This is a genomic window from Methanocrinis sp., assembly GCF_049974945.1.
Classification (GTDB): Archaea; Halobacteriota; Methanosarcinia; order Methanotrichales; family Methanotrichaceae; genus Methanocrinis.
Genome location: NZ_JBNGCU010000033.1, coordinates 1 through 18,581 on the forward strand (window position 1 = coordinate 1; position 18,581 = coordinate 18,581).

Sequence of the window (18,581 nt, forward strand, 5' to 3'; positions counted from 1 at the left end):
AAGATAATTGATTGCCCAGATGACAAATGATCGAGACTTGGAATAACGATTTTTTCTCTATTCTTGATATGTAGTCTATAATTGCGTTCGTTTCGATAACCTAAACTCATAATAATTGATTCATCCTGAAGAATATTTTTAAGCAATGCTTCAACATTGTCTCGCCCTTGTCTTAATAGAAGCTTATCCTTTAAATTACTCGAAATTTTAACTTTATCTTCTGCAGGTTCGATATCTACCATGGAATCAAGAAACACATCAAGTGCCCATTTTTTATTTTCTTCTGCACAACTTTCAACGAAAATAGGTTTTCCAAGTTTTCCTGTAAACTGCGTCTCAAGTCGAAATGTCAAGTCGTCTTCCAAACTTTCGCGATTCAGCCAGTGTGGCATTTCTTTTCGACTCGAAGGGAAATAGCATATTGAAGATTTCTTAAATATATCTTCATAATCTTGTTTTTTATCTGACACCTTTTTCACATTTCCTTCCTTATTCCAAGATATATCCTTGAATCTCCCTCGCATTTTTTCTACGTATTCGCCGGGTTCTAAAGTTCCTGATTTATCTACGTAAGTGTAATTCGTTTCTCCATCGGAGAATTGGAGCAATCCAATTCCAAATTCTGAACTGATTTGCTGATTTATAGGACCTGTTAGCTTAAAAAATGGTTTTAGTATCTCATTTCTGGCTCCGATAACATCACTGTAAGCCCTTCGGGCGAACTCTATAAGAGCATCAGCGATGTAGGAAAGCAATATGCTTTTGCCAGATCCGTTCTTTCCGACTATAACGATAGGTTTTGGAAAGCTATTCTCGTTGACTGGTATAGATAAATCTAAGAACTTAATTGGCCCCACGTTCTCTATCAAGCACTCTGTAAGATACATTTTGATATTCCCCTCAGATTTATTATCTCTCAAATCTTAAACATCACGGTTGGTGCTAAAAAGATCTCCCGCGCCGCCAGCCACGACGGCGCAGCCTATCGCTTTTTCGCACCTTATCCCCGCTTCCCCGCCCGCTCCTTCATCGCCTCGACGAAGGCGAGGAAAGGAGGCGAGGGGCGGCCGGGCCTCGACTTCATCTCGGGATGGAACTGGGTGGAGAAGAAGAACGGGTGGCCGGGGATCTCGGCGATCTCCATCCGGTTCCTGTTCTTGCCGGAGAAGATCATCCCCTTCTCCTCGATTGCGGGGATGTACTCGGGGTTCACCTCGTAGCGGTGGCGGTGCCGCTCGATGATTCGGAGGGACCCGTAGATCTCCTCGGCGAGGGTTCCCTCCCGGAGCTCTGCCTCGTAGTTTCCAAGGCGCATCGTCGCCCCCATATCCTCGACCCCCTCCTGCTCGGGAAGGATGGTGATGACCGGGTGGGGGGTCTCCCCGAACTCCCCGGAGCTGGCATCGTCGAGGCCCAGGACGTGGCAGCAGAACTCGACGACCGCAAGCTGCATCCCAAAGCAGATCCCCAGATAGGGGATGCCGTTCTCCCGGGCGTACTTGATCGCCGCCATCTTGCCTTGGGTGCCGCGCGCGCCGAAGCCTCCGGGGACCAGGATACCGTCGAACTCGCTCAGGACGGCCTCCGGCGGGTTTTGCTCCAGATCCTCGGCGTCGATCCAGGATATCTTCGGCCAGGCTCCGGCCTCGATTCCCGCGTGCTTGAGCGCCTCCCGGATCGAGAGGTAGGTATCCTCCATGTGGGTCGTGCCTTGCGATCCGGCGGTGTACTTGCCCACGATCGCCATCTTGACGGAGGAGTCGATCGAGACCATCTTCTCGATCAGCTCCACCCAGTCGGTCCGATGCTCCAGAGGATAGAGCCGGAGCATCTTCATCAGGTAGAGAGGGGTCCTCTGCTCCTCCAGGAGGAGGGGGACTTTGTAGACGTCGTCGACGTCGTGGTTGCTGACCACACCCTCCACCGGAACGTCGCAGAATAGAGAGATCTTCGACTTCGTCTCGTCCCTCAGGGGCCGGGTGCAGCGGACGGCGACGATGTCGGGCTGAAGCCCAAGAGACCTCATCTCCTTGACGCTGTGCTGGGTCGGCTTGGTCTTCTGCTCGCCGTCGGTGGAGGTGGGGGCCAGGGTGACGTGGACGAAGGCGATGTTTCCCATCTCCTCGTTCCGCAGCTGCCTCATCGCCTCGATGAAGGGCATCCCCTCGATATCCCCCACCGTCCCCCCCACCTCGATGAGACAGACCTCGCAGCCGCTCTCCCGGGCGACCCGCCTGATCCTCTCCTTGATCTCGTTGGTGACGTGGGGGATGATCTGGACGGTCTTACCCAGGTACTCGCCACGCCTCTCCTTCTCGATGACGCTCTTGTAGACCTTCCCGGTGGTGATGTTGTGGTCGCGGGTCAGCTCCACGTCCAAAAATCGCTCGTAGTTTCCGAGGTCCAGGTCCACCTCGCCCCCGTCCTTGAGGACGAAGACCTCGCCGTGCTGGAAGGGGCTCATCAGCCCCGCGTCGATGTTTATGTAGGGGTCGATCTTGACGGCGGTGACCTTGTAGCCCCTCTCCATCAACATCCGACCGATGGAGGCGGCGGTGATCCCTTTGCCCAAGCCGCTCATCACCCCGCCGGTAACGACGATGTATCTCACGCTTATCACGTATCCGGGAAGGGCTTTCGTCCCTAGATAAGAGTGACGATCAGAACGAAAGGGAATTAGAAGAGAGGCCCTCAGCCTGGACTAAGAGGAGATCTCCTCTCGCAGGTCGGGAGGCAGCATATTCGGTATCCCGTCTTCGATGGGGTAGCACTCACCGCAGCTCTTGCAGCACAGTCTGCCGCTTTCGATCTCTCCATCCTTCTCCTCGAAGACCTCCAGGTCCAGATCGCCCTTGCAGATGGGGCAGGCCAGAATCTCCATCAGATCGCGCTTCATGCTCTTATCACCATATCGATCCGTTAAAAAAGTTAGCTTCAGCGGAAGAGGAGCCTTCGGGCGTTCTCGAAATAGATGAGCCTCTTCTCCCCATCCGAGAGGTCCATCTCCCCGACGAACTCGATCTCCTCCGCCTGGTCGGTCCAGGGGTAGTCGGTGCCGAAGAGGACCCGGTCGGCGCCGATCTCAGATATGATATCGCAGGCCTCCTCGCAGGTCAGGCTTGGCGAGATGTAGGCGGTGTCGAAGTAGACGTTCTCCCCGGCGGGGATGAGGTGCTCCCGGACCCCCGACCACATCTCCCACCCGCCCAGGTGCGCGAGGACTACGACGAGATCGGGATGCTGCGCCACCATCCGGGCGAAGCGGTCGGGGGTTCCGAAGAACTCGGGCAGATCCTCGGGGACCTTCCCCGCGTGAAGGAGGAGGACCATCCCCCGCTCTTCCACCGCCTGGTAGAGCCGGTCGCAGCGGGGGTCGTCGGGGTAGAACCTCTGCATGAAGGGGACGGCCTTCACCCCCTTCACCCCGGCCTCGACGAGCCGGTCCAGCTCCTCCTCCAGGTCAGGCTGGAAGGGGTGGATCGCCCCGAAGGGTACCAGGCCGTCTCCGTTGCCCGTGGCTGCGAGGAAGAAGTCGTTTGTCGGCGCCACGTGCTTGGGGAGCGGCGCGAGGGGCAGGATGATCGATTTTTCGACCCCAGCTTTCGCCATCGATTCGCGGAGGTCTGCGACCGTCCCCAGCCCCGGCACCCTCACCCCCATCCTCCTCTTGACGGAGGCGATGGCCTTGGGCGCCATCTCATCGGTGTATATGTGAGCGTGAAAGTCGATGACCACGGTCGAAAGAACCTCTCAAAATAGATAAAATTTCGCCCCGTTGGCGAGACCTAGATCATCCCCATCTCCGAGAGCCTCTCGGGTAGGTAGACCCTGGTCACGAAGTCGAGCCCCTTTCCTGCGAAGGCCTGCTGCTCAGCCTTCTTCGAGAGCTTGATCTGGAGCTGGATCTGCTCCTTCCAGTAGTCGGTCGCAAACCGGGGGTCAGATAGTTCGCTTCTCAAGGCCTGGAGGTCCTGGTCGGTGAGCTTGTCGGTCGATAGGTCGTAGTTTACGATGTCCGTCGGCTGGACCCCCAGAAACTGGGCAGACGGTGTGACCAGATAGTCGGAGAGGTGGGCGCTCTTGATGGCGCCGTAGGCGACGCTGGCGAAGATCCGATAAGACCAGGGGTCGCCGTCGGTGAAGACGAGGACGGGCAGGGACAGCTCCTCGTTCAGCCTCTTGATCAGCCGCCGGGTGGACCGCGCGGGCTGGCCCTTCAGGTGGACCAGGATGGCGTCGTGCTCCTGGTCAAAGCCGTTCTCGATCAATCTTGCGTGCATTCCGCCGGTCTCGATGGCCACCACGAACTTGGCGTCGTGATCCTTGAACTCCACATTGTCGACGTTGAAGGGTATCTGGTAGCCCGCCTCGCCCACGTCCTCCTGGCAGTGGATCGTTCGCTCGCCGCGCCGAGTCTTCTCGCTGATGGTGAGGGGGCCGAAGACGGTGGCCCCGTCCTCCTCGGGCCGGACGTGAAAGTCCTCTCGAAGGAGGGCAGTAAGGATCTCCAGATCCTCGACCAGCCGGTCGCTCTCGGCCTGCTCCCCGAACTTGGCCACGTTCCAGTTCTCGGAGATGTAGTAGATCTCTCTCAGAGTGGACCCCCGGTTCTGCTGGAGGTGCTCTTTGATCAGAAGCTCCACCAGGTAGGCGGTCTTGAGGACGCTTTTAGCCCCCCGGACGGTCTTGACCGATCGGACGCTCTCCTGGTCGCCGTAGACCCAGATCTCCCCCTCCTGGTCGTACTCCAGATTGTTCTTGGTCCTGCTGGGAAGGGCGAGGTGAGGGACGATCCCTTCCTGAAATTGGTCGTAGAGCGTCTCCGCAAGGCCCAGAAGCCTCTTTCTCGTCGTCTCTGCATCCTTCAATTATCCCACCACCCGGGCACCGCTGACAAGCTCTGAGGGGATCCCCTCGACTACGGGCTCGGAGAAGCTGACCCCCTCCGAGGGAACGGTGTATTTTATCTCCTGCCTCTCTCCGGGCCGAAGAGTCACCTTCCAGAGGTGGTCGTACCCGTCGCCGAGGGCGATCACCCTAGCGGCGGGCTCGACGGCCTTCGCCTCCACCGAGACGGTCTCGTGGAGCTTGAAGGCCCGGGCGGCGTCGCTGTAGTTTGCAACCTCCACCGTCACGAAGCTCTCGCCGTTCTCGGAGTGGACGGACCTTTTGACCAGGAGGTTTCCCATGATCTTGGCCACGACGGGGTTGATGTCCGGCTCCTCCCTTTCGAGGAGCTCCGAGAGCTTCTTTGAGATCCGGGGAAGGAGCTTTCTTATGATCTCCTCCTTCTCCCTCCTCTCCGAGAGTGCGCTCTTCTTCGATAGATACCGGCGGAGCTTTCTTCCCACCTCTTTTAGCCCCAGCTCCACCTCTGCCACGATCTCGGGGACGTCGGCTATGGCGTCCTTCGACTCGGAGGTGAAGGGTATGTTCGTAGAGGCGACGTGGACGAGGAGGGCCGCCGGCCCCGCGGGAACCCCGCCTCCGGGCTGGCTGAGGGAGTAGGTCTTCCAGGAGACGTTCTCGATGGCGTGGGTTATGGCGCAGCCCCCCTGCTGGTAGAGAAGTGGGACCCGGTTTGCAAACCTCATGATGTCGACTTTGCCGTCCGCCTTCAGCTCACCGCCGTAGGCGAGCCCCACCTCCACCTGGAAGGGGTTTCCCGAGTAGACCGAGACCGACCGGGTGGAGGTGGCTATATAGTCCACCCGAAACTCCTTCTCCAGGCCCGCCCTTATCAGCTCCTCGCCGATGGGCGAGAGGCAATCGGTGGGTGGCGACTTGAGCCTCATCTGCTTGAAGGCGGCCAAAAGCCTCGTCGCCTCGGCGTGGGTCACCTCCTGGGGGAGGATCTCGGGATCGAGCTCGGCCCGCTCGCAGATCTCCGTGGAGATGATCGCCCCCACGCTGGAAAAAGAGCCCGAAAGGAAGCTTTTGAGCTTCTTTTTATCGGTGTAGCGGAGCATCTTGATCAGGCCGCCGAGCTCCATCCCCAAAGGATGGGGCTTGATCTCGTAGGAGGAGCGCGGCAATTTATCCGTCGCCCTCTCGAAGACCTCCATGTTGCCGTCGGGCTCCACCAGGGTGATCCGGGCGTGGGGGTTTACGATGGCCACGCTCTTCAGGTAGCCGTAGATCGACTGCCTCCGGCTCCGGACGTAAGATCCCTCCATCTCCAGCTCGACCCGGGTTCCGTGGGGCCGGTCCCACTCGGCCTCCTCGGTCTTCAGGATCTCGGGCTCGTTAGTTGCCGTGTTTATCATCAGCTCCCAGCGGCTCGCCTGATGGTTCGGCCCGATCTTGGTGGTGACGGCCGTCGGCCGTCCTGTGGTGAGCTGGGAGTAGAGGACGCCTGCGGAGATCCCGATCCCCTGCTGTCCCCGGCTCTGCTTGAGGGAGTGAAATCTCGATCCGTAAAGGAGCTTGGCGAAGACCCTCGGAACCTCAGACCCGACGATCCCCGGGCCGTTATCCTCCACCACCACCCGAAACCCTTCGCCGCGCCTCATGATCTGGACGAAGATGTCAGGTAGGATCTCCGACTCCTCGCAGGCGTCAAGAGAGTTGTCCACCGCCTCCTTGACGGTGGTTATCAGGGACCGAGGTGCCGAGTCGAAGCCCAGGATCTGGCGGTTCTTCTCGAAAAATTCGGCGACGGAGATGGCCTTCTGGTGCTTGGCCAGCTCCTCTGCTATCTCCATATCAAAAAATAGGGGGGAGCTTAGAGCTCGGCCCCCACCACCGTCTGGGTCGCGGTCACGTTGTGGATCTCACGGATGGTGTCCACCAGGCGGTTTAGGACTGAGAGCCCCTCCACCTCTAAAACCACCACGAAGTCGTACTCGCCAAAGACGTGATAGACGTCCTTGATCCCCTCGATCTCTCTCAGGGCGTTGTAAACGGTCCTCTCCTGTCCCGGCACCACCTTGACCATCGTCACTCCGATCACCATCTTCTATCACCACCCATTATAAACTCGGCCACATTATATAAACCTTTCAGGGCCGTTTCCGGCCCGTCTGCACTCGGTCTCAATGCTATCTCCTCTTCCTGGAAGAGGTCCCCCGATCTTTGAGCAGAAAACCCGAATCTTCAATATCCTCGAGATCCGCCAGCTTTTCTTCCTCTTCGAAACGAAATGCTCCTTTCGCAGCCGCTCTCATCTCTTCAGGCTCGTCGATCTCCTCCTGGGGCTCGATATCGAAGGATTCATCGTCCATCTCCTCATCTTCCTCGATCGCCGTATCGGCGATCGCGCCTTCTCTCTTCTCCGGTACGGCCTTGCGAGTAACCCCGACTTTTTGCTCCGCGACCTCGATCTCCGGCTCCGAGATCTCCCCTTTCAGGGACTCGAGGGCTTCCACCACCATCGTCCTGTACCTCTCCAGGTCGGGTGAATAGTGGAGCTGGGCTTTTCCGATATCTGCCACGTCCTCAGGAGCCCGGGGACTGTTGAGGATCTCGTCGCCGCTGGAGAAGGAGTCGGCACCCCCCATCCCCAGGAAGGCTCCGAAGGCCTTGATCCGATCCAGGGTCCTCGCCGCCGCCTCGACGATCCATCGGTCCCTGGTCTCGGCGTCTACCCTCTGGACCGACTCGGCCCTGATCGATATCAGTCTGGCCCCGTCCTCGGTCTCGTAGACGCTGGGCTTGCCGACGACGGCCACGAAGGCCGGTGGCTCGGTTCCCGCCAGGGCCTGGGCCGCGTCGGGCTGATACTGGCCAGCGTAGACGAAGATGCTCCCGGTGGGGTCGACGACCCTTCCCCGCCAGTACTCGACGTCGTCGCCCAGGTTGTCCCTCTCGGTGAGGGTTCCCACCAGAAGGACCCGGTTACACCGCGCTCCCGTCGGTGTGATCAGGTAGAGGGGCGCGTACTGGTCCTCGTTCTCTCTGAAGGATAGGTCGGAGTCGCGCAGCTCCGAGGCGAAGATCCTCCTTGCGACCTCTCTTGCGAAGCTCGCCATCTCAGACCACCTCCTGGGCCCTCTCCATCAGAAGTTGGACCTCATCCTCGACCACCGGAGGGACCTCTGAGATCGTCTCGACGAGGATGTACCTGTCGACCGTCGGCCCGTAGACGGAATAGTACCGGCCTAGGAGCCGCTCTGCTATCATCCCCCTCACCACCTCGTGGTCGAGGGCCTCCATGGCCATCGCCTTCGCCTCCTCCATGCTGATCCCCACCAGACTCTCGGTCCTCTCCCGGTTGATCAGGACCTCCTGGACCTTCAGACCGTCGTCCAGGACTGCCTTGATCCGCAGGTCGTAGGTTCCCTCCTGCTTTCCGTGCTCGCCGCAGACCCCCTTAGTCAGCATCCTCCTGCAGATGGGGCAGCGCTTGATCAGCCCCGACCCCTTTTGGACGTCCACGATCGCCCCCGAGAACTTCGCCTCCTGGGGGCTGACCTCGATCTCCTCTTCAAGAGGCTCAAACCCGCTGGTCCTGTTCAGCTTGACGCTGAACCTCCCCTCGAACTCGTCGGTGACCACGTTCTTGAAGAGGTAGCTCTCCCCCTCGACGAGATCCGGAAGATCGGACTTGGTCCACTTGACGAACTTGATCACCCCGGAGTCGTCGCCGATGAGGCCGGTCTGGGATATCGTCTCGCTCGTCGGGTCCCAGAGCTGGACCACCTTGGCCCGCAGATCGATCCACTGGGCGGGCTCTGCGATCTCCGAGACCTTCATCTCTTGGACCAGGCCACCAGCCTGGACCTCGGCCGCCTCCACCTCACAGGCCAGCTCCTCGATACCGCTGGTCCTGTTCAGCTTGATGCTGAACCGCCCCTGAAACTCGTCGGTGACCACGTTCTTGAAGAGGTAGCTCTTCCCCAGCTCCAGGTCCGGAAGATCGGACTTGGTCCACTTGACGAACTTGACCGTGCCTGTCTCGTCGCCGATGAGGCCGGTCTGGGATATGGCGCTGCTCGTCGGCTCCCAGAGCTCCACCACCTTCGCCTCCAGGTCGATCCATCGGCCGGGACCGTTGATCTCGCCCACCTTCAGGCTCTCGCTCTTCCTCGCGGCGAAGGACGCCGGCGCTATGCCGTGCTCTTTGAGAAAATAGTTGACGACGCTCCGGGACGCCTCCCCCTCGGGGACCCCGAACTTCTCCACCAAGAGCCTCATGCGGCTCTCCACCTCGTCTGCGGGAACCTCCACTCTCTGGTCCCGCAGCCGAGCCAAAATCTGCTCTACGGCTGCTTTCATGATATTCGACCTCCAGTTTTTTAATAGAGAGGCAATACCAAAGAGGCCTTCATGGTAGATAAACTTACTTCCGGCGGGGCGAAAGTAATATTGGACCCGGCGGAAGAGTGGTTATCGGAATGAAGATCAGGACCTGGTTTGGAACCCTCGACGACGAATCGGGGGAGGTCTCCTCCGCGGGAGGGCCTGCCGAGATGGTCGAACGTCTGATGGCGATCTCGGAGGAGGCCTCATCGGCTTATGGGGGGCTGCAGGGCTCTTTCCCGGAGGTCGCTGTCCAGCCTGACCTCCGCACTCTCGCCCTGGTGGGGGGACTCTTCAAGGACGACTCCGAGTACAACGCAGCCCTCCGGGAGACGGCCCTGGACCTGGTGAGGCGGGAGCTTCGGGCCTTGGCGGGCGCGGAGGCGGAACTCCTCCAGATGATCGAGGCCCTCGACGACCTGAACGAGGCGGTGAACCGGCTGGAGGAGAGGCTCTACGAGTGGTCTCGCCTCTCCGACGACCGCCGCCTCCGGGGAAAGGCCCTCGCTGAATCTCTGGCCGAGGAGGAGGGTTCAATCGGGGCTTTTGCCCGGTCGGTCATCGATCTACGCGAGGCGCGCGAGTCGATCCAGAAGAGCCTGGAGACGGCGACGGCCTCGATCGCCCCCAACCTCTCGAATCTGGCGGGGCCGCTCCTCGCGGCGAGGTTGATATCCCGGGCCGGGGGGCTCAAACGCCTCTCGGAGATGCCGGCCTCGGCGATCCAGGTGATGGGGGCGGAGAAGGCCCTCTTCAAGCACCTCCGGGGGAAGGCTCCCTCCCCCAAGCACGGCATGATCTATCGGCATCCCGCCGTCGGAGGAACGGCCCGGAGTCTGCGGGGCCGGGCTGCCCGGGCCCTAGCGGCGAAGCTCGCCATCGCTTGCAGGATCGATCGATACTCGGGCGAGCCGAACTCCGACCTGAAACCGGCCCTGGACCGCCGGATCGGGGAGATCAGAGATAGCAGGCCCAAAGAGAAGATACGAAAGAGAGGGACGAGGCGGCGCTGATCTGGGATTCGAGAACCCATCAGATTTATAATGGATGTATCATAATGGATGTATCCGAATAACGGTTTAAGAAGGGGTCGACCATGAAGGCCAAAGTTTTGCTGCTCGTCATCCTGCTTGTGATCTCCTCGTCTCCTGGAAGCCTGGCAGACTGGGAGATCGCCGAGAATGTCACCCAACGCTCGACGATATTCCTGAGGGGGTACATGGACGAGCTGATGATCTACCAGACCGAGGAGGGGGTCGCGGGCTCAAAGCTCGTCTACGGGAGCCGGGGTAGCGGGACCGCCTCCAGGACCGTGACCACCTACGTCGACGAATGCGAGATCTCCTTCAAGGTCGATGGCGTCTTCGACTACCACCCTTACGAGCCAGAAACCTCCGAGAGCGATCTTCGACGCGCCCTTCGAGCCAAGAACCTCGAGGTGGGGGCGATCATCTCCGAGAGCTACACCGGCGCGGAGTACCTGATAGAGGACCATTCAGCATCCCAGAAGAACGAAGCTGGAGTCTACCAGATCTCCTCTCGGGGCCAGAACGCGGCCTTTCTCGGCGGCTGGTGATCGGCCCGGAACTCCATCAGATTTATAATCGATGTGCCAGAATACGAAGTTTGGAAAGGGGTTTATCATGAAGTCCAGAATTCTGCTGCTGGCGGTCCTCTCTGTGATGCTCGCGTCTTCCGGGGCCCTGGCGGAGTGGAGCATCGCCGGGAACGTCACCGAACACTCTTACATATACCTCTCCGGGTACATCGACGAGATGAAGATCTATCAGACCGATAGCCGTATCGCGGGCCAGAAGCTCGTCGTCGGAACCCAGGGGAGCGGGACCGTCTCCAGGACCCACACCGCCCACATCGACGATGGAGGCATGTACTTCAACGAGTGGGGCGTCTTCGACCACCGGCCCTACGCCACCCAGACCGCCGGTACCGAGAGCGACCTTCGTAACGCCCTCTGTGCCAAGAACTACGCCGTAGGAACGGTCATCTCCGAGAGCTACACCGATATAGAGTACCTGATCAAGGACACCACCATATTCCAGAACGACAATGTATCCATCTACTCGATCGCCTCTCAGGGGAGGGGGACGGCCCGGATCGGGGCCCGGGTTAAGGACGGCTACGAGGGGGCTGCCATCATGACCTACGGCGGGACCTACATCGGCGACTTCAAGATCCGGCAGGAGATCGGCACCGGAAACGAGTTCTACCTGACCTGCCCCTAAAAAAAACCCGCTCAAAACCCCTTTGAAAGATCGAGCCTGGACCCGGGTCCGCGAATCTAGACCAGCGGACGTGGCTGCTTATTCTCCGGCAGGACCGGCAGGGGCATGGTGTTGATGAGGATAGGCCGGTCCACCTCCTTCGCCCTCTCCACCAGGACCTCCTTTCCCCACCGGGTCAGCCCGAATAATGGAACGGCAGTTCCCACCTGGACCTGGGGCCGGACCTTCTCCCTTATGAACTTTGAGGCGCAGCTGGTGACGATATCTGCGGCGGCGATGAGCCGGTCGGCATCTTCCTCGCCGATCCCCGTGAGGTGGACCCCCACGATCAGGATCTGGACGCTCTTCTCCTCCTCCAGGCGCCGGAGCTCTTCGGCCGCGTCGGCGTCGGCGACGGTGACCGCGAACTTCGAGCAGGTCTCGGCGGCGAGCCTCGCGCCCGCCACCTGGTCGATTTTGGCGGTCTTTGGGTCCAGGACGGTCCCGCCCCTCTCCTCGATCCCGGCCAGGACCTCGGGGATGGGGTCGGTCTCGACGAGCCCCGAGATCCAGCCCCCCATCCCCTGTATGAGGCTGGGATTAGAGGTTATCACCGTCCCCGCGCCGTCGCAGACGGTGACGGCGCCATCGATGAGGCCCCGGGAGGTCGCCGTCATCATCACCTCCGAGGCGCCGAAGCCGACGAAGACATCCATCTCCAGCTTCCTTTTTGGGGTGAACATGCCGTGCTCTTTTATCCGAAACTCCATGTTGGCGGCCGCCGCCTGGGGAGTTATCTCCTTTATCCCCCGGACCTTATCGAAGAGGGGGCACCACCTGATGAGGGGCTCACCGGTCTCGACGGCCTTTTCGCCCTCGACCCTCACCTTCGTCTTTCCCAAAAGTTCCATCTCGTCCAAGCTCAATCACCCTCCGAGACTTCGAAGTAGACCCGGCGGTTGGACTTTCCCTTGTTCTCGGCCTTGAGCATCTTCACTCTCCCGATCTCTTTCGTACTTCTGACGTGGGTTCCGCCGCAGGCCTGCAGATCGATCCCCTCCACCTCGACCGTCCTGATCTCCTCTCTCTCGGGAACGTCCTTTTCGAGCCTCACCAGGTCCGGGATCTCCAATGCCTCCTCTCTCGAGATGACCGCAGTCTTGACGTCCCGGTCCTCATTTATGATCCTGTTCACCTTCTCGACGCTCTCGGCGAGCATCGACCGGTCGAACTCGTCCAGGCTGAAGTCGACCCTGGACCTCTTCTCGCCGATCTGGTTTCCGGTGATCATGGCCCCCGTCTCCCTGAATATCACGGCGGAGAGGAGGTGGCAGGCGGTGTGGCTGCGCATAAAAAGGTGGCGCCGGTCCCAGTCGATCGACCCCTCGACCCTGTCGCCGGAGACTAGGCCAACCCGTCCCAGCTCGTGGCTTATCTGGCCGCCGAAGAGGCCTGCGTAGACCACCGGAAACTCCTCGCCTTCCCGGATCAGAACGCCGAGATCGTGGGGCTGGCCGCCGGAGTTCGGGTAGAAGGCGGTCTGGTCCAGGACGACGAACCTGTCGTCTTTGACCTCCTTCGCCGTCGCCTCAAACCTCTTCAGATAGCTGTCAGTGATGTAGAGTCCTCTCATGATATCGCCTCCATAAGCCTGATGATATATCGATCTGCAATCGGAGATCTTCGGCAAAATCAGTTTCGACCCCCCGATCCAAAAAGGGCGTCGCCTCCGACAGGTCCGGATTAGGAGATATTTATTTTGGACGTAACTTATATATGGAACTATAACAACCACCACAATGGTGACCGGATTGATGAATGTTTCGCTACCCGCTCAGAGTGTTGAACGCGAAGAGTTCGCATCGATTCTGATGAAGATTGGCCTCAAAAGGAACGTGGCGAAGGTCCTGACATATCTCGCCTGCGTCGATGAGGCCACATCCCGCGAGATAGAGATGGGGTCGGATCTTCGCCAGCCCGAGGTCAGCATAGCCATGAGGGAGCTGAGAAGGCTGGACTGGATAGCCGAGAGGGACGAGAAGAACCCGGGGAAGGGGAGGCCCTATAGGATATACAAGCTGAAGAAGGGGCTCTACGACATAATCGATTACCTGGAGACGAATAAGAGGACGGAGACCGACCAGGTGATGACCAAGATCCAGAGGCTGAAGGAGCTGAAGTCCTCCTGACCTCAAGCTCTCATATCTATTCTATTCTGCTCGAGAGACTTTTCCTGCCGGTGGCGGAGTTGAGGGGGTGAGTTCGCCACCAGCAAGCCAAAGCCTTCGATCCCGTCATCGGATCCCCCCTCTTCTTCACCATTCCCGGCGTCTTCATCCGAAGTGCTCTTCGAAGACCTTTGGGATATCCTGGGGCCGCTCCAGCATATTTACACCCTCCATCGCCGCCAGCTTGGTGACGTGCTCGACGTCCTCCCTTCTTATCAAGAGCTTGAGGTCTCTTCCATCGGGAAGCTTCGTCGTCACCTCCCCCTCCTTGAAGTCTGAGGGCATGATGTAGAGGGGGAGGAGGACCTTCTGGCTCATGATGGCGGCGTTGGTGAGCATGGTATCTGCGATCCGCAGAGAGATCTTGGCGACGCTGTTGGAGGTGGCGGGGGCGATCAGCATGAACTCGAACCTCCCCATCTGGACCTGGCCCGCCAGGAAGGGGGCGTTGGCGTTCGCCTCGACCCAGATCTTGTCGAACTCCTCTTCAAGCTCGGGAAATAGCTTGTAGTACTTCACCACCTGGTCTCCGGCCTTGGAGATGTAGACCCTGATCTCGACATCGTCTTCGTACTTTCGCCTCATCTCCTTCATCACCTCCGCCGTCTCTCTGATCCGGTCGCCGCTCCCGGTGATCCCCCAGACCACCTTCTTCTTGGCCCTTTTCTCGGTCATCTTCGCTCCCTCTTCGTTCTCGTCTCAGCTCCTATTATCCTCTCACACCCTGATTTATTTTTCCTTTTCTGGCTGGAGGCCCTTCAGCTGGTCGGAGAACCTGCGGACCGTCTTTCGGAGGGTCCGCAAGCCCTCCTCGTCCTCCATGACCCCCTCCAGGGTGTCCTTCGACCAGAAGGTGGCTCCGAGGTTAGCGCCGAAGGGTCCTCCCCCCACGGGGACGACGCCGTTTAAGACGTAGAAGGCGATGATCTGGGAGATCGCCAGCTCCTGGCCGCCCATCCTATCTCCTCCGACGGCTATCGCCATCCCAATCTTTCCCCTGAATACGTCGAAGTCGGCGGCCGCGAGAGCCCTGCACCGGTCCATCACCGCCTTGGTCTGGGCGCTCAGTGCGCTGTTGTAGATGGGGGTGGCGAAGACGATCCCGTCGGCCTCCCGGAGGAGGGGGTAGACCTCGTACATGTCGTCTTTTATTCTGCACTCCTTGTTCTTGAGGCAGAAGTCGCAGTGGAGGCAGGGGCTGATTCTCTTTCCCCTCACCCCGAAGAACGCGGTAGTAAACCCCCTCTCCTCCAGCATATTAAGACATTCTTTGAGGACGTGATCCGTCGCCTTCTCCCGAGGGCTGCCGCATATTCCCACGATCTTCATGATGGATATATTAATTTCGGATATGATTTATATTTATCCCCGGGTCGGCTTGATCGGGATCGAATATCTGATCCGTCTCCGCTGAGGGGAGGTGGTAAATAGCTGCTCTTCAATCTCTGGGGACTGATGTGCGGGGCCGATAGCAAAAGTAGTGTCCTTTTCATAGCCACCGTGGCTGCCTTCCTTCCGGCCTTCATAAACTCGGCGATAAACGTCGCCCTACCGCCGATCGGGGTCGAGTTCGGGATGGACGCCGTCCTCCTCGGCTGGGTGGTGACCGCCCACCTCCTGGCCATGGCGGTCTTCATGGTCCCCCTGGGGAGGGCCGCCGATATCTGGGGGAGGAGGAGATTCTTCACCCTGGGGATGGCGACCTACACCATCTTCTCCCTATTCTGCGCCTTCCCGCCGTCGGGATCGATCCTGATCCTCTTCCGGTTCTTCCAGGGGATGGGAAGCTCCATGATCTTCGGGACGTCCGTCGCCCTCCTCACCTCCGTATTTCCCCCCGGCGAGAGGGGTAGGGCCCTGGGGATAAACGTCACCGCCGTCTACCTGGGCCTATCCCTGGGGCCCTTCCTGGGTGGGGTTCTCACCCAGTACCTGGGATGGAGGAGCATATTTCTGGTGAACGTGCCCCTGGGCATCTGCGTCGTAGCCCTCACGGTCAGAAAGCTCAAAGGCGAGTGGATCGAGGCCGCTGGCGAGAGGTTCGATCTTTTCGGCTCGGTGATCTACGGCCTCTCCCTCGTCTCGACGATCTACGGCCTCACCAGCCTCCCCTCCGCCGCCGGGGCGGCATACCTCGCCCTGGGGATCGCAGGGATTCTCGCCTTCGCCGCCGTGGAGCTGAAAAGCGAGAGCCCCGTCCTCAACGTCCGGCTATTCCGGGAGAACAGGGTCTTCGCCCTCTCCAACCTCGCGGCCCTGATAAACTACGGCGCCACCTTCGCCGTCGCCTTTGTTCTCACCCTCTACCTGCAGACGGTGAAGGGGCTCTCCCCCCTCCAAGCCGGTTTCATCCTGGTTGCCCAGCCCGCGGTCCAGACGGTCTTCTCTCCCTGGGCCGGGAAGCTCTCCGACAGGATCGAGGCCCAGGTCGTCGCCTCTGTCGGGATGGGCCTGACGGCGATGGGCCTATTCTTCCTCGCCTACTTCCTGGACTACGATACGAGCCTCCTCTCCATCGTCGCGGTCCTCGCCCTCCTGGGGCTCGGATTCGCCTTCTTCTCCTCGCCGAATACCAACGCCATCATGAGCTCCGTTGAGAAGAGGTACTACGGCGTCGCCTCGGGGATGGTTGGAACGATGAGGTCGATCGGGATGATGACCAGCATGGCGATCGCCATGACTGCCATCTCCATCTTCATGGGCAGGGTCCAGGTGACCCCCGAGGTCTACCCCCAGTTCCTGGAGGCGGTGACCGCCATTCTATCGGTCTTCGTCGTCCTCTGCATCATCGGGGTCTTCGCGTCGCTGGCCAGAGGAAAGATGCGCAAGGCGGATTAGGCTCAGGCTCTGTGTGCTCCTGCTCCACCTCCGCCCCCCCCACCCCGCTTGCTCAGCTTACCTCTTTTCGGGGGCGCTGGGATGGTACCTGAAGGTCGGGTGAAAGAGGATCAACGGGATCAGGAGGTAGGCGAAAGAGGAGATTGGGGCGTCCACCAGGGCGAGGGCCATGGCGAAGAGCGAGACGACTGGCGTCACCGCGCTTCTCCTCTTACCGACGGCGATCCTCAGTGGGTCTAGGTTCGGAGCCACCAGCCTATGCCCCCGGGTGGCGTAGTCCCAGTTGAGGTAGAAGAGCGACCCCAGGATGAACATGTTCATGCCGAAGAAGATGCTCGCCATCCAGTCGTCGTGGTAGTCGTTGACGAGCGACGTCGAGAAGGGGATGAGGGAGACGAACATCAGGATCAGGATGTTCAGCCAGGTGTGGTTTCGGTCGGTCCGTTTTATGACGGAGGACTGCTGGTGGTGTATGATCCAGAAGATCGCGGCGAGGAGGAAGCTCTTGGCGTAGTTGGAAAATACGTGGCTTTGGCCCGTGATCAGGCCGAGGAGGTCGGCATCCAACCCCTCTCCTCCGCCCTGGGGGAGCTTCAGGTTCAGGACCAGGAGCGTCATGGCCACGGCGAAGATCCCGTCGGTGAGGGCCTCGATCCTGTGGGTGGTCATTCCGGGGATGTCAGAGTCGGCGGAGGTCATCTTGTGGGCGGGTTCTACTTCGAGGTTAATGAAATGTGCGATGGAGAATCTCTCAGTTTTAAGGTGGACAAAAGTCATTTTATGGCACAGATTTATAAGTTATACCTAATGTTTTATATTCTCTAACCATTTTTTAAAACACAAATCGCTATCAATAGTTGGCTTAAATTGGGAAATCGTGGCATTAGGCCACAATTCTTTTGCCAAATCTATTTTTGGATTTATATCAATTATGAGAATATTTTCAAGATCGTGATTCGAATCTTTTAATAAATTTATTACGGCTGTATCGTATAAATTGAAGGCAAAACCGAAAATTATAAAATTTTTTGATTTCTGGATAATTGTTTCAGCTAATTTCCATGTGTTTTTTAGTGCTTGAGGAGGCCGCTTTTCCGGAGTTGGGGGAACAATTAGAGCATTTCCAGTTATTCCCCGTCTCCCATCAGTGTAACACCCATTTTCATCCCACGAAATACTACCATGAATCTTTGCTAAAGGTACATCGCCTGACAATCTGACCGGATTTTTCCACTGGGATAATGGATAAGGGCCTCTTCCAGTCAAAGGCTGGTTAGGAACACCGTAGTTAAATCCTTTTGTTCCAAGGGCATATTCTACAACCATATCGTAATTTGTAGTAATTATGCCTGCTAAACCATTCGAGTTCAACTCATTTAAAAAGTTCTGAGCTTTCTTAATCCCTTCGATTTTAAATTTGTAGTTTTCATCAATCATTAATACATGTCTACGCCATTTTTGTGCATGATATTCTTTCCAAATGAATGGTTCTGAAAGCCTACGTACAACATACCATAGAACAGCTTGTTTTTTCTTTTCATCGAGTATCAATGCGTCTGTTATGAATTCTTCCGGAAACGAGTCTCGATGAGTTTTATCCCACTCAAGCTTAAATGATTTTAGAAAATTTAATTTTCGTTCTTCTCTTGGGCCCCAAATAGATATATTAAAATCAAATAGTTCATTTGCTACTGGTAAATCAACCGACCATTTAGAAAAACCAGCGCCAAGAAACAAGGATAGCATAATAAGACATGGAATTACATAGAAATAAATGTATCTAAAGTAATTTTCTTATTTATTCGCCACTAAATAATTTTCTGAGATTCTCTTATAACTAACTATATATCACGTTGTGAATTATGACATAGTTAAAATTACTTAACCGTTTTCTGCTCCGCTCCGATGGGTGAACAATTTCACCCAACTTTTTAATCCTCCTTTGTCTTTTTCCCTTTCTCCCGCTCGTACTCCTCCTTTATCGCCTCGATCATCTCCTCGTCGGCCTCTATCACCAGCGCCCCGATGTAGTTGCAGTCCTTGCAGTGGTAGA

General features: G+C 58.0%; 20 protein-coding genes. 5 read left to right on the top strand and 15 right to left on the bottom strand.

Going from position 1 to position 18,581, the window contains the following annotated elements; translation table 11 throughout:
• The 9 genes from ACP5EL_RS04850 to ACP5EL_RS04890 form a co-directional block, all read right to left on the bottom strand.
• Positions 1 to 869 (bottom strand): AAA family ATPase (locus tag ACP5EL_RS04850; RefSeq protein ID WP_428401348.1); only part of this gene is annotated, 869 nt, incomplete at its 3' end.
• 131 nt (positions 870 to 1,000) lie between these two features.
• Positions 1,001 to 2,611, bottom strand: a complete 1,611-nt coding sequence (gene pyrG / locus ACP5EL_RS04855; RefSeq protein WP_428401372.1) for a glutamine hydrolyzing CTP synthase — start codon at positions 2,609 to 2,611, stop codon at positions 1,001 to 1,003.
• A gap of 90 nt (positions 2,612 to 2,701) precedes the next feature.
• Complete coding sequence (locus tag ACP5EL_RS04860) at positions 2,702 to 2,896, bottom strand: methytransferase partner Trm112 (RefSeq protein WP_428401349.1); 195 nt, start codon at positions 2,894 to 2,896, stop codon at positions 2,702 to 2,704.
• Between the two features lie 38 nt (positions 2,897 to 2,934).
• Positions 2,935 to 3,735: an amidohydrolase family protein gene (locus tag ACP5EL_RS04865; RefSeq protein WP_428401350.1), complete on the bottom strand. Its 801-nt coding sequence runs from the start codon at positions 3,733 to 3,735 to the stop codon at positions 2,935 to 2,937.
• 50 nt (positions 3,736 to 3,785) lie between these two features.
• Complete coding sequence (locus ACP5EL_RS04870) at positions 3,786 to 4,868, bottom strand: DNA topoisomerase IV subunit A (RefSeq protein ID WP_428401352.1); 1,083 nt, start codon at positions 4,866 to 4,868, stop codon at positions 3,786 to 3,788.
• Positions 4,869 to 6,704, bottom strand: a complete 1,836-nt coding sequence (locus ACP5EL_RS04875) for a DNA topoisomerase VI subunit B (protein ID WP_428401353.1) — start codon at positions 6,702 to 6,704, stop codon at positions 4,869 to 4,871.
• 20 nt (positions 6,705 to 6,724) lie between these two features.
• Complete coding sequence (locus ACP5EL_RS04880) at positions 6,725 to 6,955, bottom strand: Lrp/AsnC ligand binding domain-containing protein (RefSeq protein ID WP_214033298.1); 231 nt, start codon at positions 6,953 to 6,955, stop codon at positions 6,725 to 6,727.
• Between the two features lie 85 nt (positions 6,956 to 7,040).
• Positions 7,041 to 7,970: an RPA family protein gene (locus tag ACP5EL_RS04885; protein WP_428401354.1), complete on the bottom strand. Its 930-nt coding sequence runs from the start codon at positions 7,968 to 7,970 to the stop codon at positions 7,041 to 7,043.
• A 1-nt stretch (position 7,971) separates the two neighbouring features.
• Positions 7,972 to 9,216 (bottom strand): replication protein A, encoded by a 1,245-nt coding sequence (locus ACP5EL_RS04890; RefSeq protein WP_428401356.1) that lies wholly within the window; start codon positions 9,214 to 9,216, stop codon positions 7,972 to 7,974.
• 119 nt (positions 9,217 to 9,335) lie between these two features.
• Here ACP5EL_RS04890 and ACP5EL_RS04895 point away from each other — a divergent pair, with 119 nt between their 5' ends.
• From ACP5EL_RS04895 to ACP5EL_RS04905, 3 genes are all read left to right on the top strand, one after another.
• Positions 9,336 to 10,253 carry an ATP-binding protein gene (locus tag ACP5EL_RS04895; RefSeq protein WP_428401357.1) on the top strand — a complete coding sequence of 306 codons (918 nt, stop codon included), beginning with the start codon at positions 9,336 to 9,338 and terminating at the stop codon, positions 10,251 to 10,253.
• Between the two features lie 83 nt (positions 10,254 to 10,336).
• Positions 10,337 to 10,816: a hypothetical protein gene (locus ACP5EL_RS04900; protein WP_428401358.1), complete on the top strand. Its 480-nt coding sequence runs from the start codon at positions 10,337 to 10,339 to the stop codon at positions 10,814 to 10,816.
• A gap of 67 nt (positions 10,817 to 10,883) precedes the next feature.
• Positions 10,884 to 11,483 carry a hypothetical protein gene (locus tag ACP5EL_RS04905; protein WP_428401359.1) on the top strand — a complete coding sequence of 200 codons (600 nt, stop codon included), beginning with the start codon at positions 10,884 to 10,886 and terminating at the stop codon, positions 11,481 to 11,483.
• Between the two features lie 56 nt (positions 11,484 to 11,539).
• On the opposite strand, the gene ACP5EL_RS04910 is transcribed toward ACP5EL_RS04905, so the two are convergent.
• On the bottom strand, positions 11,540 to 12,382 hold the full coding sequence (locus tag ACP5EL_RS04910; protein WP_428401360.1) for a methanogenesis marker 8 protein: 843 nt from the start codon (positions 12,380 to 12,382) through the stop codon (positions 11,540 to 11,542).
• A gap of 2 nt (positions 12,383 to 12,384) precedes the next feature.
• Positions 12,385 to 13,095, bottom strand: a complete 711-nt coding sequence (gene alaXM, locus ACP5EL_RS04915; RefSeq protein ID WP_428401362.1) for an alanyl-tRNA editing protein AlaXM — start codon at positions 13,093 to 13,095, stop codon at positions 12,385 to 12,387.
• Positions 13,096 to 13,333: 238 nt separating this feature from the next.
• Here alaXM and ACP5EL_RS04920 point away from each other — a divergent pair, with 238 nt between their 5' ends.
• Complete coding sequence (locus ACP5EL_RS04920; RefSeq protein ID WP_428401363.1) at positions 13,334 to 13,651, top strand: ArsR family transcriptional regulator; 318 nt, start codon at positions 13,334 to 13,336, stop codon at positions 13,649 to 13,651.
• 144 nt (positions 13,652 to 13,795) lie between these two features.
• On the opposite strand, the gene afpA is transcribed toward ACP5EL_RS04920, so the two are convergent.
• Together afpA and ACP5EL_RS04930 are read right to left on the bottom strand one after the other, a co-directional pair.
• A complete protein-coding gene (gene afpA, locus ACP5EL_RS04925; protein ID WP_428401365.1) occupies positions 13,796 to 14,365 on the bottom strand; it encodes an archaeoflavoprotein AfpA in 570 nt (189 codons plus the stop codon).
• A 54-nt stretch (positions 14,366 to 14,419) separates the two neighbouring features.
• Positions 14,420 to 15,019: a flavodoxin family protein gene (locus tag ACP5EL_RS04930; protein WP_428401366.1), complete on the bottom strand. Its 600-nt coding sequence runs from the start codon at positions 15,017 to 15,019 to the stop codon at positions 14,420 to 14,422.
• A gap of 171 nt (positions 15,020 to 15,190) precedes the next feature.
• On the opposite strand from ACP5EL_RS04930, the gene ACP5EL_RS04935 reads away from it, so the two are divergent.
• Complete coding sequence (locus ACP5EL_RS04935; protein ID WP_428401367.1) at positions 15,191 to 16,528, top strand: MFS transporter; 1,338 nt, start codon at positions 15,191 to 15,193, stop codon at positions 16,526 to 16,528.
• A gap of 57 nt (positions 16,529 to 16,585) precedes the next feature.
• On the opposite strand, the gene ACP5EL_RS04940 is transcribed toward ACP5EL_RS04935, so the two are convergent.
• Together ACP5EL_RS04940 and ACP5EL_RS04945 are read right to left on the bottom strand one after the other, a co-directional pair.
• Positions 16,586 to 17,227, bottom strand: coding sequence for a TMEM175 family protein (locus tag ACP5EL_RS04940; RefSeq protein ID WP_428401369.1), 642 nt, complete (start codon positions 17,225 to 17,227; stop codon positions 16,586 to 16,588).
• 105 nt (positions 17,228 to 17,332) lie between these two features.
• Positions 17,333 to 18,274 (bottom strand): SIR2 family protein, encoded by a 942-nt coding sequence (locus ACP5EL_RS04945; RefSeq protein ID WP_428401371.1) that lies wholly within the window; start codon positions 18,272 to 18,274, stop codon positions 17,333 to 17,335.
• Between the last annotated feature and the right edge of the window lie 307 nt (positions 18,275 to 18,581).

What these genes read in the sequence shown, in the direction of transcription:
- ACP5EL_RS04860 (WP_428401349.1), bottom strand. Translation starts at nt 2,896, where the DNA reads ATGAAGCGCGATCTGATGGAGATTCTGGCCTGCCCCATCTGCAAGGGC.
- ACP5EL_RS04880 (WP_214033298.1), bottom strand. Translation starts at nt 6,955, where the DNA reads ATGGTGATCGGAGTGACGATGGTCAAGGTGGTGCCGGGACAGGAGAGG.
- ACP5EL_RS04885 (WP_428401354.1), bottom strand. Translation starts at nt 7,970, where the DNA reads ATGGCGAGCTTCGCAAGAGAGGTCGCAAGGAGGATCTTCGCCTCGGAG.
- ACP5EL_RS04930 (WP_428401366.1), bottom strand. Translation starts at nt 15,019, where the DNA reads ATGAAGATCGTGGGAATATGCGGCAGCCCTCGGGAGAAGGCGACGGAT.
- ACP5EL_RS04940 (WP_428401369.1), bottom strand. Translation starts at nt 17,227, where the DNA reads ATGACCTCCGCCGACTCTGACATCCCCGGAATGACCACCCACAGGATC.
- ACP5EL_RS04895 (WP_428401357.1), top strand. Translation starts at nt 9,336, where the DNA reads ATGAAGATCAGGACCTGGTTTGGAACCCTCGACGACGAATCGGGGGAG.
- ACP5EL_RS04875 (WP_428401353.1), bottom strand. Translation starts at nt 6,704, where the DNA reads ATGGAGATAGCAGAGGAGCTGGCCAAGCACCAGAAGGCCATCTCCGTC.
- ACP5EL_RS04890 (WP_428401356.1), bottom strand. Translation starts at nt 9,216, where the DNA reads ATGAAAGCAGCCGTAGAGCAGATTTTGGCTCGGCTGCGGGACCAGAGA.
- alaXM (WP_428401362.1), bottom strand. Translation starts at nt 13,095, where the DNA reads ATGAGAGGACTCTACATCACTGACAGCTATCTGAAGAGGTTTGAGGCG.
- ACP5EL_RS04945 (WP_428401371.1), bottom strand. Translation starts at nt 18,274, where the DNA reads ATGCTATCCTTGTTTCTTGGCGCTGGTTTTTCTAAATGGTCGGTTGAT.
- ACP5EL_RS04920 (WP_428401363.1), top strand. Translation starts at nt 13,334, where the DNA reads ATGAAGATTGGCCTCAAAAGGAACGTGGCGAAGGTCCTGACATATCTC.
- ACP5EL_RS04900 (WP_428401358.1), top strand. Translation starts at nt 10,337, where the DNA reads ATGAAGGCCAAAGTTTTGCTGCTCGTCATCCTGCTTGTGATCTCCTCG.
- ACP5EL_RS04905 (WP_428401359.1), top strand. Translation starts at nt 10,884, where the DNA reads ATGAAGTCCAGAATTCTGCTGCTGGCGGTCCTCTCTGTGATGCTCGCG.
- afpA (WP_428401365.1), bottom strand. Translation starts at nt 14,365, where the DNA reads ATGACCGAGAAAAGGGCCAAGAAGAAGGTGGTCTGGGGGATCACCGGG.